Genomic DNA, 20,535 nt, shown 5'->3' with positions numbered 1-20,535 from the left:
TTTCCTTGTTTAACTCAAAATTCGTCATTAAATCATCTATTGTTTAGCCATTAACTAATCCACCATCCACTGTAAAAACTTTCCCGGTGATATAACTTGCATAGTTAGAGGATAAAAATGTTGTTAGATATGCTACCTCTTTAGGATCTCCAATTCTGCCAAGCGGCACTAGTTCTAACATCCTTTTTAATGTCTGTTGATTCATTCCTTTTGTCATATCTGTTTTTATAAAACCAGGTGCAACAGCATTAACCCTAATCCCGTATTCCCCACCTTCTAATGCTAAGGTCTTGGTTAAGGAAATAACCCCACCCTTTGAGGCAGAGTAATTACATTGACCTCTTGCACCCGTTATTCCACTTGTGGACGTAATATTTACAATAGAACCTCTTTTCTGTCTCATCATTATTCTTAATGCTTGTCGGCAACAAAGAAATGTTCCTTTTAAATTTAAATCAACCACATGATCCCACTTTTCCTCGCTCATCATTGCAGCAAATCCATCATTTATAACTCCTGCATTATTTACTAAAATATCTATTCTTTTTTCCTTTGAGCGTATGTGTTGAAACAATTTATGAATAGAGTCTTCATTTGTAATATCTACATGCATAGGAAACGCTTTTCCACCTTTTTCTCCTATAGTATTTGCTATTTCATTTGCTGATTTTTGATTACTTTGAAACGTAAAGTAAACAGTTAAGCCCTGTTTGGCTAGGTCCATTGTTATTGATTTACCAATGCCTCGTGATCCTCCGATAACTAATGCCACTTCGTTTCCATTAAACATAGACCCGTTCCCCCTTAAATTCTTTCTCTATTGTAGTAAGGCTTCTTTTTAAATACATCGGTGTTTCTGTAGAGGATACAGATATGTTCTGCTTAAAGGAGCGACATAACTTGGTTAAAGTATTTCCGGGACCTACTTCTATAAAGTGTTTCGTACCATTATTCAATAAAGTGTAGATAGTGTCTTGCCACATAACTGGATCTACGCATTGTCTTTCTATATCTTGTAAAATATTGATTCTATCTGTAGTCGGTTTTCCTGAACAGTTTAAAACAATTGGTATTCGAGCATTTTTTAACGAAAATAAATTTAAATACTCCTTAAACTCAAGAACCATTTCTCCCATTAAACGTGAGTGAAATGCATGACTAGTTGAGAGTATTTTAGTTTTTATACCATTTTTTTGATCTAGTACCTTTTGAAATTTAAGAATACTCTTACTCTCACCAGAAAATACAACCTGTGTGGGGGAATTATAGGCAGCAATATCAATTTCATATTGTTTAGATTCCTCTACAACTTCAAATAATGTTTGATATGTGTTCGATACAATTCCTAACATACACCCCTCTTGCTTTACATTACTCATCAGCTGACCACGCTTCCGTACAATTGATAGTGCATCCTGGAAATGTAAAGATCCTGCTTCCACCAGTGCAGAGAATTGTCCTAAGCTATGCCCCGCTACTTTAGATGGCCTTATACCATACAAATGTAAAACTCTTGATAACCCTGTGCTTACCGTAAGAATAGCTGGTTGAGTAACACTGGTTTCTATTAATTTTTCACTTGGCCCATATAAACATAGTTGCTTTAAATCAAATCCTAGCGTATCATTTGCTTCCTCAAATAATGGGACAAATATATTTGGGTATTTATCTAAATACCCTTTACACATCCCTACGGATTGAGACCCTTGTCCTGGAAAAATAAATGTAATCATATGACACCCCCGCTATTTTCAAAATGAAGCTTTTCTAAAATTTCTTCTGGTAATCTACTGATTAATTGATCATTCGACCGTGTTAAAACGTGTTTTGAAAATCCCTCCGCTAACAAAACTCGGCATCTCTTGCGGAATAATTTATAAACAAATTCTATATAAACTTTACTTTCATTCTTAAGGTAGGTTTCTACAATTAAGTCGTCTTGAAAACGAGCTGATTTTTTGTAGGTACATCTTATATCAATAATTGGAAAATACAATTTTTCCTGTTTTAAATACTGGTTTATACCAGTCATATCTAGCATTTGAAACCTACCTAACTCAAACCAATGAAAATAATGAGAATGGTGAGCAATTCCCATAGGATCGCATTCCCCAAAACGAACATTCACCTCATTTTTTACTAAGTACACTTATTTCACCTACTTTTCATAAGAACGTCGAAATTTTTGTATGGAGATTGTTAAAAATAAAATTCCCATACCAATTAATGCAGCGGATGGAATAAGAACAGAGGAGAACTCTTTGTTATATACTAATAAATCGTTAAAGCCTCCCATTGCCCAAGCTGTAATCGTAATATGCGCTAGGTTTTGCATCCATTCAGGCTCTATATAAAGTGGCCACCAAGATCCACCCAAAGCAGACATAGTTAACACGATTAAAATAGAAATACCATTTGCTTGTGATCTTGTTTGACATATAGAAGCTAATAAAATTGCCAGGCTTGAAGCTGCAAATGCAGTACATATCACTAGCAATATAATTCCTAATACACTTTTCCCTAGCCACATTCCAAATACAAAATGTCCTACGCTAAAAAGGACTGCACATTGAACAATAGCTGTTATAAAGCATGAGAGCATCTTTCCAAAAATGATTGATAATGTATTAATAGGTAAAGTAAGAATTTTTCTTAACGTTCCATTCTCTCTCTCTTCTACTAATGCACCTGCAGCTGCTGCAGTACCTAAAAGTACAAACATAACGGCATATCCTGGTACATTAGATTCAAATGGAGTGGGTTTATGTTCATTATCTGATGCTAATTTTTTAAACTCTACTTTCACATTTACTTCCATTTGGGCAGAGGCTTGTTTTACAATCTCTTTAGTCATATCTCTTTGTATTTCTGATACAATTTGAGTTACAGCATTTGAAACAACACTTGGAATAATGCGATCAACTTCATCTTCTATGATGATGACTTTGGCCTCTGTCCCTGAATATACATTTTGTGTGAAATCCTTAGGAATTACGATTGCTGCTTTTTTAGTTTGAACTTCCTTTTTCACTTGTTCTTCTGTATATGCTTTCTTTTTACCATTTAGTTCATAAGTTTCTTCTATCTCAAGAGCAGGGATTTTTTTCAATTCCTCAATAACCCTTTTAGAAAGTTCTCCATTATCATTTACTACTATAGGAATCTTGAATTTTTCCGTCTTACTATCAAATACATTTGATAATGCAAAACTAGCAACTGCAATAACTATAATAGGTGTAATAAATAAATAGATTAGACCAGGAATATCCTTTAAAAGAATAAGTAAATCTTTCTTAGCTATATACCAAGCTTTCATTTTTACCATCTCCTTTCATTTAAGACCTTAAATTTTTGCCCGTTAAATGTAAAAATACATTTTCTAAATTAGAATTTTTAACATTAAATAATTCGATTTTCAAATTATATTTTTGAATTAATTTCATAACTTCTCTTGTAACATTAAAGCTATCTACACATTGAATGATGACTTTTTTATCTACCAAAGTGCAGGACTTCACATCAACAATCATTTTTGTTTTATGTATAAATTCTTCTGGAATATTTGATATTACAATCTCTAAATAATTTTCCCCATACTTTGTTATTAAATTTTTTGGGGTATCAATATCTAATATTTCACCCTTATCATAAATTGCTACACGATGGCATAACATTTCTGCTTCTTCCATATGATGAGTTGTATATATGACAGTGATTCCTAGTTCTTCTACGAGATGGCGAATACAATTAAAAATATGGTTTCTTGATTGTGGATCAATTCCCACTGTTGGTTCGTCTAAGAAAATAACTTTTGGCTTATTTAACAAACCGATTACTAAATTAATTCTTCTTTTCATACCACCTGAAAATGTATCAATTCTCTTATGTGCCCAATCCTCAAGCTGTGCGAATTGCAAAGCTTCTTTTATGCGTCTTTTTTTCCTATTTCCCTTTAACCCATATAAATCGGCGTAAAAAGATAAGTTATCGTATGCAGTTAAAGTCGGGTATAGCGCTAAATCTTGAGGTACTACACTCACATTTTTTTTAATCTTATTCCGTTCAGTATACAAGTCGTAGTTACATACTGTACCATACCCTTCATCTGGCAGAGTAAGAGTAGATAAAATCGATATAAGTGTTGTCTTCCCAGCTCCATTCGGTCCTAGTAATCCTATAATTTCACCTTTACGGATATCAATGCTTAAATTCTTAATAACTGTATAATCTCCATATGATTTCTTAATGTATCGAATGGAAATCATATTATTTATATCAGTCATAATGTTTCCCCCTTCTTCTTGCAGTTACAATTTATTAGAATTGACTCTTCTTTATCTCCATTAAAGCTTCAAGATATTTATATCCATACTTTTCATCAGGTTCTAGATATGTGCCTTCTGCCCACTCATTCCAAGCATTAATAAATAAAAAATCAGTGTCCTTACTATGTTGTAAAAGATACTTCTTAAACTTATCGGGATTAGCCCCCTTCATAATTAAAGCGCTTTCTTTTTTTCTTGAAGAGTTATCCCAATCTACAAAAGCCCCTTTATATATGTTTTCACGTTCTTTAATTTGACGGTTTAATATTCTTTTCCACACAAAATCATAACTTAAGTGAAAATCCTTTTTTTCTTGGTGTAGTGAATTTGTATTACCTATTATTTTTTTTAAAGTGTACATAGGTTCAAACTCTATAGCAGCATCAAAAGGAAAATCTGATTTATCTTCAAAAATTGTTAACATTTCTACAAAGTGTATCCCTAGCAAGCCTTCAGATTGAGCCCATTCATTCCATAGACCCAACATTTTATTTAGGTTTGGTATAGAAGCTGGTCGGTAAATTACAAATATCGGTTTATCATTAATATTTAAATAGTTCTTATTTTTAAAGAATGGCAAAAGATAATTAAAATGTTCTTTCCAATCAGACTCATCCCCATATTCTTGTCGCATTAATACTTCTTGGTCTTTCCCATCCCAAGATCTTGTCCAAGATTCATTTGCCCAACATAAGCAATATGGGAAATCAATTTCTTTACATTGATTTCTTAGTTCTAGTGGTTTTTCTAGTAATTTTTTCCCTTTGAACCAATAGTGATAATAGCAAAAACCATCTAAACCATACTGTTTTGCTAAGTTTATCTGCCACTTATGAACATCTAAATTTAACAAGTTGTAATAATAATCCCGTAATGGAGCCCTAGGCTGATAGTGTCCCAGAAAACGTGGTTTTGCTTTTTTTACATTGGTCCATTCTGTAAAACCCTTCCCCCACCATAAATCGTTTTCAGGTATTTCATGAAATTGTGGTAAGTAAAAAGCAATAGTCTTCATTAGTAAGGACTTCCCCCTTCCCCATATGCAGTTACGTACTTATTAATAAAAAACAATTACACAATATAAAACTCCATCTTTTAACATGTAACTATTTAATCTGATGTTAAATCTTGTCACAAAATAAGGCAAAAAGACCCTAATTATTGTAATTTTCACACACAAAAAACAATATTTTTAGTTTTTTAAAGAAAATTATACAAAAAAACACTTTAAATCCATTAAATTAATGTATAGTTTTATATGATAGGAGGGGTAAAATATGTCGTATTTTGGCGAAAAATTCACAAATTTATTGATAAATTTAGATGTGGCTAGCCTAATCGGAAAAATAAAACAATACCAAGGAAGATTGGAGGTCTATGAAAAGGAGTTTCCATGTACATTAGAAAAGTTGCAAAAATCTACTCAGCTTCAACATACCAAAGATTTTGTTGCAATGTATAAAAACTTAAAAATAACAAATAAAAGGTTAAAAGAATTAATTACATATGATTTGTCGCCAAAAACAATGATTGAAGATGAAATATCTTGTTACGTAGATGCGTTATCACTCATTCATAATAATTATGAAAAGCTTACTATTGATCCAAACACAATCTTAGAAATACATTTTCAACTTTTTAAATATGCTACTTCGGATAGTGGAACATGGAGAAAACAGGACATCTTACTTGAGGAACATGAGCAACTAAATTTCTCATTTTATTGCTATCGTCCTTTAACGATTAAAGAAATCCCAGAAGCAGTAAAAAATTTATGTGAAGAATACAATTATTTATTAAATCAAAAAGAGATTGATCCACTACTTTTAATTTGTAATTTTGTGCTTAATTTTATATGTATTTTTCCTTTTGAATCTGGAAATGGAAGAATGGTACGTCTACTTATATCTTTATTACTATTACAAAGTAAACATTCACTAGTGAAATATATTTCATTAGATAAAATAATAAAAAAATACGAGAGAGATTATTATGATGCCTTATATAAATCTTCAGCAAATTGGCATTTTCAAGAACACAATGTATCCTTTATATTAAAATGTCTATTACATATTATCCTAGAAGCATATAAAGAACTAGACGTACATATTACAAGTTACCAACTAAAAGGGAACAAAACCTATAAAATTAAAGAGTATATATTAAAACAAGAACTACCTTTTACAAAAGAAGCAATACGAATGGTATTTTCAGATGTTTCACCAAGTACAATCAATAAAGCATTTGCTTGTTTACAAGAAGAAAAATTAATCAAACTAATATCAAAAGGCCGTAATGCAGTTTGGATTAAAACAAAAATATAAATAATATTAAAGAATATAGGGTAATTTTCTAACAATAATGATTAAAACATACATATAAATTTATTTCACATACACAATAGAAATTTTTACATAATACATAAAGAGAGAACTTGTCGCTACATTATTCATACAACTATTTTTTTATTTTTATTTCTCTATACTTCCCAAAGTCTGATAACAGACTTTATAGGAAGTATTAAACATATACAAACTAGACATTCAGATTTTATATCCCCACTATTATTTTAGTAATAGGAACGTTTAGCATTTATACCGTTTCACTTAAAGCTTTTTAATAAAAGTAATAGAGAAAATACCTAGATTCAGCTTTAATTCATTAAAAGATTTGATTTCACTTAAGTAAGTGCTGATTAATCTTGTCTCTAATAGCAACGGCTATAAATTCTTCAATAGAGCTATTTGTTTCATTTGTAATTTCTTTCATATATTTGTATTCCTTACTTGTAAGTATGACTGACTTCGTTACTGTGTTACTATCCAAATATACACTATGATTCATTCTTGGAACCATTTTTCCTTCTATTATATAAGGCGTTAACTCTTCAATCCATTCCATATGAATTCCTGGTGGTAATGTAATTAATGATTGACGGATCTCAAAATACCAAAACGACTCTTCTTCTGAAATTTTTATATTTCTTGGTGATACGTACTGTAATATATTATCGATTAAGTGGAAAATGTTGTTTCGTAATTGCTCAGATTTTGGAAAACGAAATTTAACAAACCTTTGATGATGGCTTCTAGGCTTATCCGATAACATATAAGCAGACTTATACCCTTCTTCTAATGCCTCACTAAGTATCATATTAGTCCCAAATTCATCAAGGAGTTGAATATCACCACGTTTTGGAATAGAAATAACACGTGCCAATGTATTGCCCTTTATAAACTTTTGTAATAATACTACATTATGTTTCTGCGAAAATGTATATACAGGATTAGCTTGTTCTACTTGCTGAACAAGTTCACGTATATCCTCTTCCTTCACAAATTTCGTTTGTCGATTACGATGATCTATTAAAGAATAAAATAACTTTCCTTCTTCTATCCATTTTTCAAGCTGATTCATACTAACATGGTACTCTTTACTTGCTTGGTATAAAGTAATACCCTCAATTTTACGTTCTTCTTTTACTTTCTCTACTTCTTCTCTACTAAATAAAAAACTACCATCTAAACGCCATGTATCCTTATTAATTGGTGTTAGCTTTCCTTGCTTCATTAAATTATTAAAAATAAAGTGACTAATATCTAAATAATTTTTCACTTCATTTGTTGTCATAGTCATTTCATATACGCTAATCATTCTAATTCCTCCTCACACCTCATAATTTACATAATAATATTATGTTAATTAAATTTATAGTATTTACATTTTAAATAAATTATAACATACATCGATATGTATATTAGATTACTTATTGTAATAACATTAAATTTAATTTTCTTTTAAAATTCGATTTTATTAATGATTAAACTTTATGAATAAAATAGTATTTTTTAAATTAAATAATAACCATAGAAAATGGGAGATTTTCTATAGTTATTGTATATTATTATTTTATAAAATTTAATCTTAATATGTAATTTATTTTCTAATTGATTACGTTATAATATTTAATATAAAAGGAATTTATAAGGAGTTGAATAACATTGAAACTTGAATTAGATACTCTTCATAGTGTGAATTCTTTAGAAAACCTAGAGAAACAAAAACAAAATTTTACAAACATAATTGCATTATGGAGCCACGATTATATAAATGAAGCGGAATTAAAAAAAGAAAATAATGAAAGAGAAGATTCATATACATATGAAGGGTTTTCAGATGAAGAGATATTGTACTACTACTTGAATCGACAAACACATTTTGACCAAGAAAAACGGATTAAGGATGCATCAAGAACCCTATATGCACGTGATCTAAGTCAGTTTTATTTTTTTATTAAACAAAGTGAGGAATTTCTACAGAAAGATGTAAAAGATTATAAAGTTGGTCAAGTCTGGAGAAATCTTAGAAAACGACATATCCGTAATTATCAAAAATGGTTGTCTCATGAGGCAATCTCCTATCAATCTAAAAATAAATACAAGCCATCTACAATTAGTAGAAAGCTTGGTGTTATTCGTTCCTACTTGAAATGGCTATATGAAATCCAATTTATTCAGGACCCTCTACATGTTGAGATACTAAGTACAACTGTAAATAAACAACATAAACCTAAAAGGGAGTTATCATATGAGGAAGTAAAGCAGTTACTTCATTACTACAAGGATAATGAAATCAATTACGCTTTATTGTCAGTCTTAGCTACTACAGGTTTACGTGTTGCAGAAGTAGCACATGCAAAGTGGGATGACCTTGAGTATGACGCTATACGAGGACGATATTATTTAAAGGTTGATACAAAGGGAGATAATGAGCGGATTGTTTCCATTAATAAGAAGATTTTTAATCGGATTGCCGCATTTCGAATGCGGAGAAGATTACCTATAGACATTGGGAATAGAAATGGTGGAACAGTATTTCAAACTAAAAACCATACTGCTTATAGAGAGAATTATTTATCACAATATATTTCTAAAATCATTAAGGATACTCAGCTACCCTTTACAGAGAATATCGGAATTACTCCCCACTTCTTTAGACATTTTTATGTACAGTACTTATATGATTACAAAGGATTACCACCTCATATTATCGCGGCTGCAGTAGGTCATAAAAATGATCGTACTACGAAAGAAAATTATTTGAATCAGCGATTGACGAAAGATAATGATGCCGGTAATCTAATTTTGGAAGATGAATTTTAATTTAAACGCTCTATAATTTATTAGTTTATAGGACTTAATCCTGTTATATTTAGATGTGTAATTTTTATATAATTAAAATTGATTTTTAAACCATTTTTCATGTTTATCATTACAGTTTATTCATAAATTCTCCGCCAAGATTCTTTGATAATTTAGCCTATCTATAGGGAACCTTGTTGTGATTTGTTATAAAATACTTGCAAAAAATTCACATCAGAACTTTTTGCAAGTTAAAAGTTGATTTTATTTAGCAGTGTTAATTTATTAGTTGTAAATAATTTATAATCTATTTTTTTTGTTCTAATAACAACTATTTCTGAAAATTCAAGCTCTCTACCGACCGTTACCACTTTGGTAGTGTTCGTAATAGTATTATTTGTATTAACCTCAACGATATCCTCTAAAGAAATATTGATTATTGCGCTTTGCCATGTAATGGTTAGTTTTTCTTTTGATTTAATAATTTCTATCTCTGCCATATTGCTAGTAACTCCCTAATCTATTTGTATTTTATCTATATAATACAGTATACGTCTAGAATAGAAACCAGCCAATTTCATATATATTCACACAGCCATTGTGTAAATAGGTAATTCTAGTATAGAGGTTCTTAAAAGATAAAAATTTAGATTAAGCGCTATTAAATCTTATTTATATATATAGATTGAAATGATTCAATCCCTTTAATTTGAGTAAGATGCTATTTAGAATTTTTCATCTATCTTTATATAATTAGTACTAAAAACCTAAAAGATACTCCAGCATTCTTTTAAGGAAAGTAGCTCTAGTATTTTAATACCAGCTATACTATTTCCATTTGCATCTAGAGCGGGACCAAAAATACCAATTCCCATTTCTCCTTTTACGCAGCCGAATATTCCACCGGAAACACCACTCTTCGCGGGAATCCCTACGCGAATTGCAAATTCACCAGATTCGTTGTACATACCACATGTGACCATAAAGGTTTTACAAATTTTTGTTATATGTTTCGGAACAATTTGTTTTTTTCTATATGGATCATATCCATCCATTGCAAAAATTAAACCTATCCGTGCTAAATCAATACAGTTTACCTCAATTGCACATTGTCTTGTGTATAAATCCATTAACGCCTCCACATCTCCATGAATAATATCATTTTGCTTCATGTAGTAACAAAGAGAGCGATTTAAATACGCTGTTCCTAATTCAGAGGCGGCTACTTTTAAAGAGTAATTAATGGTAGGATTATCCGTAATATCACGCACAAAGGAAAGAATCCGTTCCATCTTCTCGTCATTACTATCTCCTGCTAGTATACTTGTAATTGCTAGTGCTCCTGCGTTAATCATTGGATTGAGTGGTTTAGAGGGGCTAGCTGTTTCTAATTTAATAATAGAATTAAATGGATCACCAGTTGGCTCCATTCCAACTTTAGAAAATACATACTCTTCGCCGCATTCTAAAAGCGCAAGTGCAAGCGTAATTACTTTTGAAATACTTTGAAGTGTAAAGAGCGTTTCTGAGTTACCGGCATGAATATAATCTGTCTCTTTATGATAAATTGCAATCCCTAAATCATCTAGATTCGCATTTCCTAGTTCTGGGATATAAGTAGCCAGTTCCCCTTTTTTTGTATATGTTTGTACTTGCTCTAACAATTGTTCTAGGTTATTTGTTTGAATGCACTGCATCACTAATACGTCCCTTTCCTCATTATTAATTGTATTCTAATTATCAAAATTCTCTATTTCCTCAACTTGATAGCTGTGTTCATAATCTGTATTTAATAAACGACCTGAATAAAAGTGCGTCTTCAGAATCCTAGAAATTGACTCCTCTGTATTTAAGTAAATATCTTTGTTAACCAATCTTTTGTTTGGTTTTTTCGTTGTTCCAGCATTCAGTATTCTTTAAATTAGGAATATTATTTGCATAGAAAATCGGATCTTTTCCAGCTTTCTTTTGTCTTATATAATCTTTGAGTGCAGAGAAAGCATATTTTCCAAGGAAAATAATTGCAATGAGATTAAAAATGGCCATAATCCCCATGAATAGATCTGCAATATCCCATACAATTTGAATTGTAGCTATAGAACCGAGCATTACCATACCAATTACTGAAATACGATATATCATTAATAATGTCTTACTACCACTTAAAAACTCAATGTTTGTTTCACCATAGTAATAGTTCCCAACGAGAGAACTAAAGGCAAATAGAAAAATTGCAACCGCTACAAAGGTAGGTGCCCATGGACCGATATGGGTTTTTAATGCTTCTTGGGTTAATTGAATTCCATTCAAGTCTGTAGAATTGTGCATATCGGATAGAAGGATCATAAATGCAGTACAACTACAAATTATTAGTGTATCAGTAAAAACACCAAGCGTTTGAATAAATCCTTGTTTAACAGGATGAGTAACATTGGCAGTCGCAGCTGCGTTTGGAGCACTTCCCATACCAGCTTCATTTGAAAATAAACCACGCTTTACTCCTAGAAGAATCGCAGCACCAAGTCCTCCGCCTACAACTTCCTTAATACCAAAAGCATGCAGCAAAATTTCTTTAAATAGATTAGGAACTTGCGTAATATTTGTAATAACCACAAATAGTGCAACACCAACATAAAGAATCGCCATAAATGGTACAATCATTTCTGCAACACGAGCAATCCGTTTTACGCCTCCAAAAATAATTAGTGCGATTAAACCAACTAGTATACAGCCGACAATTTTAGGCTCCAGATTGAATGCGCTTTCAAATGCTAACGAAACTGTATTCGCTTGAACAGCATTAAATACCAGACCAAAGCAAACTGTAATTAAAATTGAGAAAACAACTCCCATCCAACGTTTATTTAATCCTTTTTCCATATAGTAAGCTGGACCGCCTCGAAATTTATTACCATCTTTTACTTTGTATATTTGAGCAAGTGTACTTTCTACAAATGCAGAAGCTCCCCCAATTAATGCGATAAGCCACATCCAAAATATTGCACCGGGTCCGCCGGTGGAAATCGCAATTGCTACACCGGCTAAGTTTCCTGTACCAACGCGAGAAGCTGTACTCATGCAAAATGCTTGAAAAGAAGAAACTCCATTTTTTTCTTTTTGTGCTTTACGAGTTGAGGAACTTGCGCCATCACTAAGTAAGCGAATCATTTCACCAATATAGCGAAATTGTACAAACCTTGTCTTAATTGTAAAATAGCATCCAATCCCAATTAAAAGAGCAATTAGGATGTAACCCCATAAGAATTCATTTGTTATTCCAATGAATTTGTGGATGGAAGTGATTACATCTTTGATGAAATCCATATGATTACTCCCCCTTATTCTAATGAATATATTTATCTAAAAAAAACGTGAATTCAATTTGACAAAAAATAAGCGAAAACATGATCTTCAAATTTTTTTATTAGCACTCAGATACTATTTTCGTTTATATATTTTCTCTTTGTACACGAATCAGACGTCTTTTTAGAGTTACATTGTTCCAATGATTACAATTTCCCTAATGATCTTACGTAGTAGAGAATTGTTTATTTATTCCAGAAATCATCAAACCGATCAAACCACCAAGTAAGGCTATTAAAACCCATCCCATTCCTTCATTATATAAAGGAACATGTTGCATGAAAGTAAGCAACGAGTCACTAGCAAGTTCTGCTGTTTCTAATCCTTGTATTATACTAATCAGTAATGCTCCTAAAACTGATCCAACATAGACAGCCTGCTTATCTTTTATAAAACGATCAAAAAAAGCGAGGATAATTAACACTATTGCTACAGGATAGATAACAATTAGGATAGGTAGGGAAAGTTTAATTAGCATAGACAAACCAAGGTTTGATACTCCAAAGCTAAATAAGCAAATAATTAAAATGATTTTGTTATAAGAAATCTTTGGAAATAGTGTTGTGAAAAATCTCCCACATGCTGAAACGAGTCCTACAGATGTAGTTAAACATGCGAATAACATTGTAATTCCTAATAAGGAAAGACCATATTGCCCAAATAAATGTTGTACTACATTTGTTAATAACACACTTCCGTTTTCAAATGTGCCAAATGTTTGAGAAGTAGCTCCAATATAAGCAAGTGATATATATATGATAGATAATCCAAGTGCGGCTATAAGCCCTGCTACTATAGTAGATTTAGCAATGGATTTTTTATTTGTAACACCTTTTTCTTTTATAGCGTTAATTACAATAATTCCAAATACGAGAGCAGCAAGGGCATCCATTGTTAAAAATCCTTCAATAAATCCTTTGAAAAAAGGAGCTTCCTGATATGAATCAGAGGGTGTTGAAATAGATCCAACTGGTGAAGAAATTGCTTTAACAATAATAATACTAATCATGATTAGTAACAGCGGGGTTAAATATTTTCCAATTCTATCTACCAATTTAGAGGGATTTAAAGATAGATAATACGTTATAGCGAAATATACAAGTGTGTACAGAAGTAATATATACCATTGATTTTGCATGGTGTTACTTAAAAAGGGGGAAACTGCCATTTCATATGAAACAGTGCCTGTACGAGGAATTGCGAAAAAAGGGCCAATTGCTAAATAAATGATAAGAGGAATAATAACACCACAGGCGGGGTGAATCCTACTAGCAAGGGTACTAACATTTCCACCAAAAAGGGAAATAGCAGCGATGGCTAGTAATGGAAGTCCAATACTACTCACAACAAATCCCGAAATCGATATCCAAATATTCGTTCCAGATGAATATCCTAATAATGGAGGGAATATCATATTACCTGCACCAAAAAATATTGCAAACAGCATAAGTCCAATAGGGATTGTTTCTTTAAAAGTTAACGATTGTTTCATAGAGCACTCTCCTTTTTTGACGAAAAATGTCGAAATTTTAGTTTTTTTCATTATAGCATATGTTATTAGAAAATAAAGAAAAATAAAAATGGGAATAATTTCTTAATCCACTTAAAATACCGTATTAAGTGGATTAAATTATATAAATCCCCAAATTCCATAAAATCAATTAATAAAAATACACAGATATTTTAAAATTAAACATTCGTACATTGAAATTTCAATAAATAATTATCATTTTTTCCTAGAAGACTCCTTCCTCAAGGAACTCCAATGAGAAATGAATCGTGTCACTATTAGTTGAAACAGAAGTGCAAGAACTTCCAAAAACAAATTCTTACATTGAAATGGCTGTAGAACTATAAGATTTTGCCATTTTGTCAGATGGAATGACCTAGAAAATTCCGAATTTTTTCGATCATTAGAAGAGAAGTTAGCGAAAGCACAACTTATTCTTTCTAGACGAACGAAAGAATCTTCTCGCTGGAATAAATAGCGAGTAAAAGTAGCTAGAATTCATGAACATATAGAAAATACTAGAAGATATTACTTGCACAAAATCTCAACTGATAACACTAAAAATCATGATGTTATCGATATAAAGGATTTGTAAGTATTGAATATATTAAAGAATCATAGGTTAGCAAAAGCAATTAGTGAGGTATCATGGTCACAGTTTCGAGCCATGTTAGAATACAAACCCAAGTGGTACGGCAAACAAGTCATTGTCGTATTGAAAACATTTGCTTCGATCTAATTATGATCTTGTTGTGGATATCAAAACAAAGACGTTTAAACTCTATGATACTGCCCTACTTGTCGTACACACCATGATAGGGAGATTAACGCAAGTATCAATCTAAAGAATGAAGCGATAAGGCCTCTAACCGTAAGGACTATGGAGATATCCTAAATGAATTGAAAGTGAGGATAGTTTAAAACTACTTTCTACTTTATCCCTCTCAAAATAATTAAATTCAATGAATAAAATTTAATTATAGAAAAATAATAATAAAAAAACGGACTATTATACATATTAAGAGGTGAACTCATGTCCTTAATTGAAGAAACCTTAGAAACTAAGACAGATAAAACCATTGAAAAGATCCAAACGAGTAACTTACAAAAACTTAAAGATATATTAGATAACATCTTTGATATTAGTGCAGATTTGATTGAACATCCTTTGCAATTAAAAACAAACACGAATATTTTATTATATTATTTTGAAGGCCTTACAGATGGTGTTGCATTAAAAAGCAATGTTGTTACACCATTATTACAAAACGTAAATGAAGACAGTCAAATATTTAATTCTAATATTATTGCTACTCATACCAAAATAGTATATACATGGAATGAAATTAAAGAAGGATTACTTGAGGGGCAATGTGTACTGTTTATGGAGGGAGAAAAGCGTTCACTTCTAATAAATACAAAAGGCTGGGCAGAGAGAGCAATTCAAGAGCCAATTTCAGAAGTTACTATAAAAGGATCCCATGATGGATTTATTGAAAATGCCACAAAAAATATAGGTCTTATCCGTCGATATATTCCTTCTACAGAGTTAAAAATCAAAAAGCTGACGATTGGAGAAAGAGCCACTTCTTTAGTCTATTTAATTTACTTAGGTGATGTAGCAAACGCAGATGTAGTCCAAGAAATTGAAACCAGAATCTGTAAAATCAAAACAGATGCGGTATTAAATATTGGAGAGCTATCTAATTATACAAAAGATCAAAATTGGACTCCTTTTCCACAGGCATATTTAAGCGAGCGCCCAGACGCCATTTCAAATCATATACTTGATGGGAAAGTAGCAGTATTAATGGATAGATCCCCTGGTGCAATGGTTGTTCCGATGAATTTGATTGGATTTTTTCAAACCCCAGATGACTATAATATTCATTGGCTCATCGCATCATTTTTTCGCTTATTACGATTTGCAGGATTTATTATAGCTATTTTTTTACCCGCATTTTATATTGCTATAGTCTCTTTTCACTTTGAAATTATTCCTATAGACTTATACACTTCTATTGCAACATCAAGAGTCAAAGTCCCTTTCTCCCCCTTATTGGAAGCTTTTATAATGGAAATTACACTAGAAATGCTACGTGAAGCTGGCATTCGCTTACCACAACCAATTGGACAAACTATTGGAATCGTTGGAGGGATTGTAATTGGACAGGCAGCTGTTCAAGCTGGTCTTGTTAGTAACGTTATGGTTATTATCGTATCTATTACAGCCATTGCTTCATTTATTGTTTCTAATTATGATTTATCAAGTTCTATACGCCTTATCCGTTTTCCAATGATGTTATTGGCTTACTTTTATGGGATTGTAGGTATTGTTAGTGGATTAATGCTCTTATTTGCTCATTTTGTTTCACTAACTTCCTATGGTTCACCATACGGAATGCCAATCGCACCATTTCGTCTCCAAGAGTTAAAAGATTCTTTTGTAAGATTTCCTATTTCGATGATTACCACCCGCTCGAGTACAGGACAGCCGAAACAAAGAAAGAAAAAAGAAGGTGGTTAACATGGAGAATCTTAAGTTCCAAAAAGTAACTTTATTCGAATTTATTATTTTCATTCATTCGCTGCAACTCGCATCTGGTATGTTAATTATGCCAAGCCCACTTGCTACTACTGCTGGTACAGATGGCTGGATTTCGATCATTCTCGGATGGATAGTTACTTCTATAATCGGTGTATTTATTATATTAATGTTACAAAAAAATCCTAACAAAAATTTCTCACAAATCTTAAAAACATACTTTGGTAAATGGATAGGGACAATTCTTTTTCTTGCATATGCCTTTTATCTATTTTTTGCTGGATTTAATACTTTATTAAAGGCAACTGATATTGTAAAAGTGTGGATATTCCCTTCCACTCCTGCTTATCAAATCACCATATTATTACTATTACCTTTTATTATTTTAGCCCTGAGTGGGTTAAGGGCTCTTACTAGTTATTCTATGCTTGTTTTCTTCTTCACTACTTGGATGCCATTACTTCTTCTTTTTTCATTAAAGAGTATGTATGCTCCTTTACACCTACTACCGATTTTTAAAGATGGTATATACCCTATTGTAAAAGCAACGAAAGAAACCATTACCCCTTATGCTGGTTTAGAAATTGCATATTTTATTTATCCGTTCTTACAAAAAAAACAACAAGCTATTAAGGGACTACTAATTGCGAATACTGGAACCATGTTTTTCTACCTATATGTGACTATTCTTTCTTATATATACTTTAGTCCAGAGGGGATAAAAGACGTAATTTGGCCAGTATTTCATCTGTTAAAAGGGGTTCGTTTTTCTTTCATAGAACGATTAGAAATTATATATATTGCTTACTATTTAATTGTATTTTCCACTACAATATATCCATATTTATTTTTCAGTTTTGATTCTGTGACCATTTCACTTCAAAAAAACGCTCGCAATTGGGCGCTGTTTGGTTTTATGGTATTAATAGTCGGCTTATTTATTTTTCTAAACCCCAATGTGGATCAATATTTGTTTATATATTCTCTTATGGATATCTTAAATGTCGTTTTCTTTATTCTATTACCCATCTTATTTTTCGCTTACAGTATTCTTTTTACTTGGATTACTAGGAGGAAACAACTTTGATTCGAAAATGGATATGGATTGTAATTTGTTGTGTATATATAATTGGTTGTGGTCAGAGAATTCCTCTTGAGAAGGTTTCATTAATCCTGTTAATTGGCTTGGATAGAACCCCTAATGGAGACATAAAAGTTGGAACAAGCATACCACTCTTTCATCATAAACAGTCAAAAAGTACTATAGAACATTGGACACAAGCATCAACTGTATATACTGGATTCAGTAAGATAGATACGAAGTTAACAGGCTTCATGACAGCTTCCAAAGCTGAAATCATTTTAATTGGGAAAAAATTAGCGCAAGAAGCAAATTGGTTGCAGGAGCTTGATTCTTCTTACCGTGATCCTTACGCTACCATTAATGCTAAAGTAGTACTTGTAGATGGACCTGCAGAAGAAGTTTTTAAAATTCATAAGCCTAGTAAACCATCACTTTCATCTTATATAAATGGTGTAATTGAATCGTCAATTCAAAATAACCAATCCGTCTCTTCTACAATTCAACAATTAATGAGAGAACAAAATGAAGAAGGAATGACGCAAGCCGTTCCAATTATCAAAAAAACAAATAATGAAATTGACACGATAGGAATTGCACTTTTAGATCGACAAGGAAAATTTTTAACTCGTATCCCTAAAAAAGATGTTAAGTTCTTCAATCTTATAAATAAGTCAAAAAATACAGGCCGGATGATACTACACCTTGCGCTTCCTCCTAAAAAATCCAACAAAAAAACAAACACTTCCATCTTCGTACAGAATGCGACAAGGAAGATAGATGTTAATTTTAAAAACGGGAAGTTTGTATTTAATCTAGATATAAACGCTAATGTAGCCTTAGTAGAAAAAAACAATGCGAATTTAATTAAAGAGCATTATGATAACAAAAAAAACATAAATAATTTAGAAAACGCTATCGGAAAAGAAATTAATAAGGAATTACAAAATATGTTGGATGAAATACAGCAGAATAAAATTGATCCAATCGGATTATCCCTATATGCTAGAGCATTTCAATATAAAGAGTGGAAAAAAGTAAAAAATGATTGGTTGCAAGCGTTAGCAGAGGCTAAAATAAATGTAAAGACACACGTCAAAATAAAAGATACTGGGACCATTAGAAATTAAAGGTCCTGTTGCTACGAAAATTTGAAACCAACGAGCTTTTCTTGGAGAGTGGATGCAATCGAAATGGGATTATCATACATACTTGTCGATCTAAAATTTTGTAGTACCCCCAAAACCATAATTTTCTTTTTTGGAAAATCTGAAACTTGATGATAGTATTCATAATGATGAATACTATCTTATGAAAAGAGTAATAAAATTAGAAGAACTCAAGTCCGGACAACATATGGTTTATTTTAAATATGCCCCTAGTGACCGAGAAAAATTTCTTTTGGAAAAAATATTGGAGCATAGCATATGGAGCTATGAAAATGAATCCCAGCGACTTAAGGATTGTTTAAAAACCTGTAACCTATTATTTGTTAGTGGCAAAAAATAATCTTATAGGAGAGGCTAGATAAAAGTATCTTACAATGAATAAATCCATATGTAAAAAATATACAGGAATGGTGCTAATGAGAAAAAAAACTAAATATCAAACTTGGATTCGAATGAAAAGACTGATTGTATTTTTAATAAGTTCAATAATTCTTTTATTTATAACGTTATCTCCTATTACTTTCTATCTGCGAATCCTATCAGGGGTTATAGCAATACCTTTTATTTATATAACGTTTATACTTTCTTATTCTACTTACCAATTCGCAACATTCGGAGAGAATTATCAATCCAAAATACATGATTTAATTGTTAAAAAAGTGAATTGGGATGGAAAAGGAAAAATACTAGATATAGGAACAGGTAGTGGATCATTGATTATTAAGCTTGCAATGGCTTTTCCTAAATCCTTTTTAACTGGAATTGATTATTGGGGGGGAAATTGGGAATATTCACGGGATCAATGCCAACAGAATGCTGAAATAGAAGGTGTGTCTGGTAGGATTAATTTTCTAAAAGCAAGTGCCGCCGAGCTCCCCTTACAGGATAATGAATTTGATATAGTTGTAAGTTGCCTAACATTTCATGAAGTAAAAGATACGAAAAATAAAATCGAAGTAATTAAAGAGGCTTTAAGGGTATTAAAACCTGGTGGCGAATTTATCTTCTTAGATTTATTTATGGATGAAAAAATATTTGGGGATACAGAAGAGTTCTTAAATGACCTAGAGAATCTCGATATCTGTAAATTGAATAGCTGCAAGCTTGCTGAAGAAATGAAATTACCAAGGCTATTATTAAATAAAAAAGTATTGGGGAATGCAATGATTTTGAGTGGAAGAAAATAGAAGTGTACTAATTGCTTGCTAAAATAGCGAAGATTTCTTTAAATAAAGGTAATTGGTGTATTTAACAACGTGAAGTAACTCTATATTTTTTAATTATTAAGTGACCTTAGACTTATTTAAGTAATCAAACATAAATTCTTTAAAATAGTGTAGCGAAGCACTTTACATAAAAGTTAATTTTTTTTCATATTTTTTTCCGAAGCAATAGTGATAC

17 protein-coding genes and 1 pseudogene are annotated in these 20,535 nt (G+C 31.6%); 7 read left to right on the top strand and 11 right to left on the bottom strand.

Annotation, left to right across the window (positions count from 1 at the left end):
* Window positions 1-43: 43 nt before the first annotated feature.
* The 6 genes from fabG to MHH27_RS29420 are packed head-to-tail and all read right to left on the bottom strand — an operon-like array spanning window position 44 to window position 5,340.
* Window positions 44-790 (bottom strand): 3-oxoacyl-[acyl-carrier-protein] reductase, encoded by a 747-nt coding sequence (gene fabG / locus MHH27_RS29445; protein WP_097826011.1) that lies wholly within the window; start codon window positions 788-790, stop codon window positions 44-46.
* Window positions 783-1,733, bottom strand: coding sequence for an ACP S-malonyltransferase (locus MHH27_RS29440; protein WP_340945224.1), 951 nt, complete (start codon window positions 1,731-1,733; stop codon window positions 783-785). Before MHH27_RS29440 ends, fabG begins: the two co-directional genes overlap by 8 nt.
* A complete protein-coding gene (locus MHH27_RS29435) occupies window positions 1,730-2,149 on the bottom strand; it encodes an acyl-CoA thioesterase (RefSeq protein ID WP_065229867.1) in 420 nt (139 codons plus the stop codon). Before MHH27_RS29435 ends, MHH27_RS29440 begins: the two co-directional genes overlap by 4 nt.
* A gap of 9 nt (window positions 2,150-2,158) precedes the next feature.
* A complete protein-coding gene (locus MHH27_RS29430) occupies window positions 2,159-3,316 on the bottom strand; it encodes an ABC transporter permease (protein WP_000649290.1) in 1,158 nt (385 codons plus the stop codon).
* Window positions 3,317-3,335: 19 nt separating this feature from the next.
* Window positions 3,336-4,283 carry an ABC transporter ATP-binding protein gene (locus tag MHH27_RS29425; protein ID WP_340945220.1) on the bottom strand — a complete coding sequence of 316 codons (948 nt, stop codon included), beginning with the start codon at window positions 4,281-4,283 and terminating at the stop codon, window positions 3,336-3,338.
* A 34-nt stretch (window positions 4,284-4,317) separates the two neighbouring features.
* Window positions 4,318-5,340: a glycosyltransferase WbsX family protein gene (locus tag MHH27_RS29420; RefSeq protein WP_097960278.1), complete on the bottom strand. Its 1,023-nt coding sequence runs from the start codon at window positions 5,338-5,340 to the stop codon at window positions 4,318-4,320.
* A gap of 262 nt (window positions 5,341-5,602) precedes the next feature.
* Here MHH27_RS29420 and MHH27_RS29415 point away from each other — a divergent pair, with 262 nt between their 5' ends.
* Window positions 5,603-6,649: a Fic family protein gene (locus MHH27_RS29415; RefSeq protein WP_000119837.1), complete on the top strand. Its 1,047-nt coding sequence runs from the start codon at window positions 5,603-5,605 to the stop codon at window positions 6,647-6,649.
* Between the two features lie 352 nt (window positions 6,650-7,001).
* Here MHH27_RS29415 and MHH27_RS29410 read toward each other — a convergent pair whose 3' ends face one another.
* Entirely contained in the window at window positions 7,002-7,979 is a 978-nt protein-coding gene (locus MHH27_RS29410; protein WP_088911236.1) for a DNA-binding protein, read from the bottom strand.
* Between the two features lie 347 nt (window positions 7,980-8,326).
* Between MHH27_RS29410 and MHH27_RS29405 the strand changes: the two genes are divergently transcribed.
* A complete protein-coding gene (locus MHH27_RS29405) occupies window positions 8,327-9,487 on the top strand; it encodes a tyrosine-type recombinase/integrase (RefSeq protein WP_340945216.1) in 1,161 nt (386 codons plus the stop codon).
* Window positions 9,488-9,717: 230 nt separating this feature from the next.
* Here the strand turns inward: MHH27_RS29405 and MHH27_RS29400 are convergent, their stop codons facing one another.
* The 4 genes from MHH27_RS29400 to brnQ all read right to left on the bottom strand — a co-directional run bounded on the left by MHH27_RS29400 (window position 9,718) and on the right by brnQ (window position 14,321).
* Window positions 9,718-9,966, bottom strand: a complete 249-nt coding sequence (locus tag MHH27_RS29400) for a SunI/YnzG family protein (RefSeq protein ID WP_095691593.1) — start codon at window positions 9,964-9,966, stop codon at window positions 9,718-9,720.
* Between the two features lie 267 nt (window positions 9,967-10,233).
* Window positions 10,234-11,163 (bottom strand): glutaminase A, encoded by a 930-nt coding sequence (glsA, locus tag MHH27_RS29395; RefSeq protein WP_097861640.1) that lies wholly within the window; start codon window positions 11,161-11,163, stop codon window positions 10,234-10,236.
* Window positions 11,164-11,332: 169 nt separating this feature from the next.
* A complete protein-coding gene (locus tag MHH27_RS29390; protein WP_242807230.1) occupies window positions 11,333-12,790 on the bottom strand; it encodes an alanine/glycine:cation symporter family protein in 1,458 nt (485 codons plus the stop codon).
* 205 nt (window positions 12,791-12,995) lie between these two features.
* On the bottom strand, window positions 12,996-14,321 hold the full coding sequence (gene brnQ, locus MHH27_RS29385) for a branched-chain amino acid transport system II carrier protein (protein ID WP_340945210.1): 1,326 nt from the start codon (window positions 14,319-14,321) through the stop codon (window positions 12,996-12,998).
* Window positions 14,322-14,608: 287 nt separating this feature from the next.
* On the opposite strand from brnQ, the pseudogene MHH27_RS29380 reads away from it, so the two are divergent.
* From MHH27_RS29380 to MHH27_RS29360, 5 genes and pseudogenes are all read left to right on the top strand, one after another.
* A pseudogene (locus MHH27_RS29380) lies at window positions 14,609-15,234 on the top strand (RNA-guided endonuclease TnpB family protein); the annotation flags it as partial.
* Window positions 15,235-15,372: 138 nt separating this feature from the next.
* Window positions 15,373-16,866 carry a spore germination protein gene (locus MHH27_RS29375; RefSeq protein ID WP_340945207.1) on the top strand — a complete coding sequence of 498 codons (1,494 nt, stop codon included), beginning with the start codon at window positions 15,373-15,375 and terminating at the stop codon, window positions 16,864-16,866.
* A gap of 1 nt (window position 16,867) precedes the next feature.
* Entirely contained in the window at window positions 16,868-17,971 is a 1,104-nt protein-coding gene (locus MHH27_RS29370; protein ID WP_340945205.1) for a GerAB/ArcD/ProY family transporter, read from the top strand.
* Window positions 17,968-19,095 carry a Ger(x)C family spore germination protein gene (locus MHH27_RS29365; RefSeq protein ID WP_242807223.1) on the top strand — a complete coding sequence of 376 codons (1,128 nt, stop codon included), beginning with the start codon at window positions 17,968-17,970 and terminating at the stop codon, window positions 19,093-19,095. Before MHH27_RS29370 ends, MHH27_RS29365 begins: the two co-directional genes overlap by 4 nt.
* A 455-nt stretch (window positions 19,096-19,550) precedes the next feature.
* Window positions 19,551-20,321 carry a class I SAM-dependent methyltransferase gene (locus MHH27_RS29360; protein ID WP_340945318.1) on the top strand — a complete coding sequence of 257 codons (771 nt, stop codon included), beginning with the start codon at window positions 19,551-19,553 and terminating at the stop codon, window positions 20,319-20,321.
* The last annotated feature ends 214 nt before the right edge of the window (window positions 20,322-20,535 follow it).

The organism is Bacillus sp. FSL L8-0152 (assembly GCF_038006365.1).
Lineage (GTDB): Bacteria > Bacillota > Bacilli > Bacillales > Bacillaceae_G > Bacillus_A > Bacillus_A cereus.
Note: the sequence above shows the minus strand (reverse complement) of the source record. Positions and strands in the feature narration are given on the sequence as shown.

Coding starts and splice junctions, on each gene's coding strand:
- fabG (WP_097826011.1), bottom strand. CDS start 790: ATGTTTAATGGAAACGAAGTGGCATTAGTTATCGGAGGATCACGAGGC.
- MHH27_RS29440 (WP_340945224.1), bottom strand. CDS start 1,733: ATGATTACATTTATTTTTCCAGGACAAGGGTCTCAATCCGTAGGGATG.
- MHH27_RS29430 (WP_000649290.1), bottom strand. CDS start 3,316: ATGAAAGCTTGGTATATAGCTAAGAAAGATTTACTTATTCTTTTAAAG.
- MHH27_RS29425 (WP_340945220.1), bottom strand. CDS start 4,283: ATGACTGATATAAATAATATGATTTCCATTCGATACATTAAGAAATCA.
- MHH27_RS29420 (WP_097960278.1), bottom strand. CDS start 5,340: ATGAAGACTATTGCTTTTTACTTACCACAATTTCATGAAATACCTGAA.
- MHH27_RS29415 (WP_000119837.1), top strand. CDS start 5,603: ATGTCGTATTTTGGCGAAAAATTCACAAATTTATTGATAAATTTAGAT.
- MHH27_RS29410 (WP_088911236.1), bottom strand. CDS start 7,979: ATGATTAGCGTATATGAAATGACTATGACAACAAATGAAGTGAAAAAT.
- MHH27_RS29400 (WP_095691593.1), bottom strand. CDS start 9,966: ATGGCAGAGATAGAAATTATTAAATCAAAAGAAAAACTAACCATTACA.
- glsA (WP_097861640.1), bottom strand. CDS start 11,163: ATGCAGTGCATTCAAACAAATAACCTAGAACAATTGTTAGAGCAAGTA.
- MHH27_RS29390 (WP_242807230.1), bottom strand. CDS start 12,790: ATGGATTTCATCAAAGATGTAATCACTTCCATCCACAAATTCATTGGA.
- brnQ (WP_340945210.1), bottom strand. CDS start 14,321: ATGAAACAATCGTTAACTTTTAAAGAAACAATCCCTATTGGACTTATG.
- MHH27_RS29375 (WP_340945207.1), top strand. CDS start 15,373: ATGTCCTTAATTGAAGAAACCTTAGAAACTAAGACAGATAAAACCATT.
- MHH27_RS29370 (WP_340945205.1), top strand. CDS start 16,868: ATGGAGAATCTTAAGTTCCAAAAAGTAACTTTATTCGAATTTATTATT.
- MHH27_RS29360 (WP_340945318.1), top strand. CDS start 19,551: ATGAGAAAAAAAACTAAATATCAAACTTGGATTCGAATGAAAAGACTG.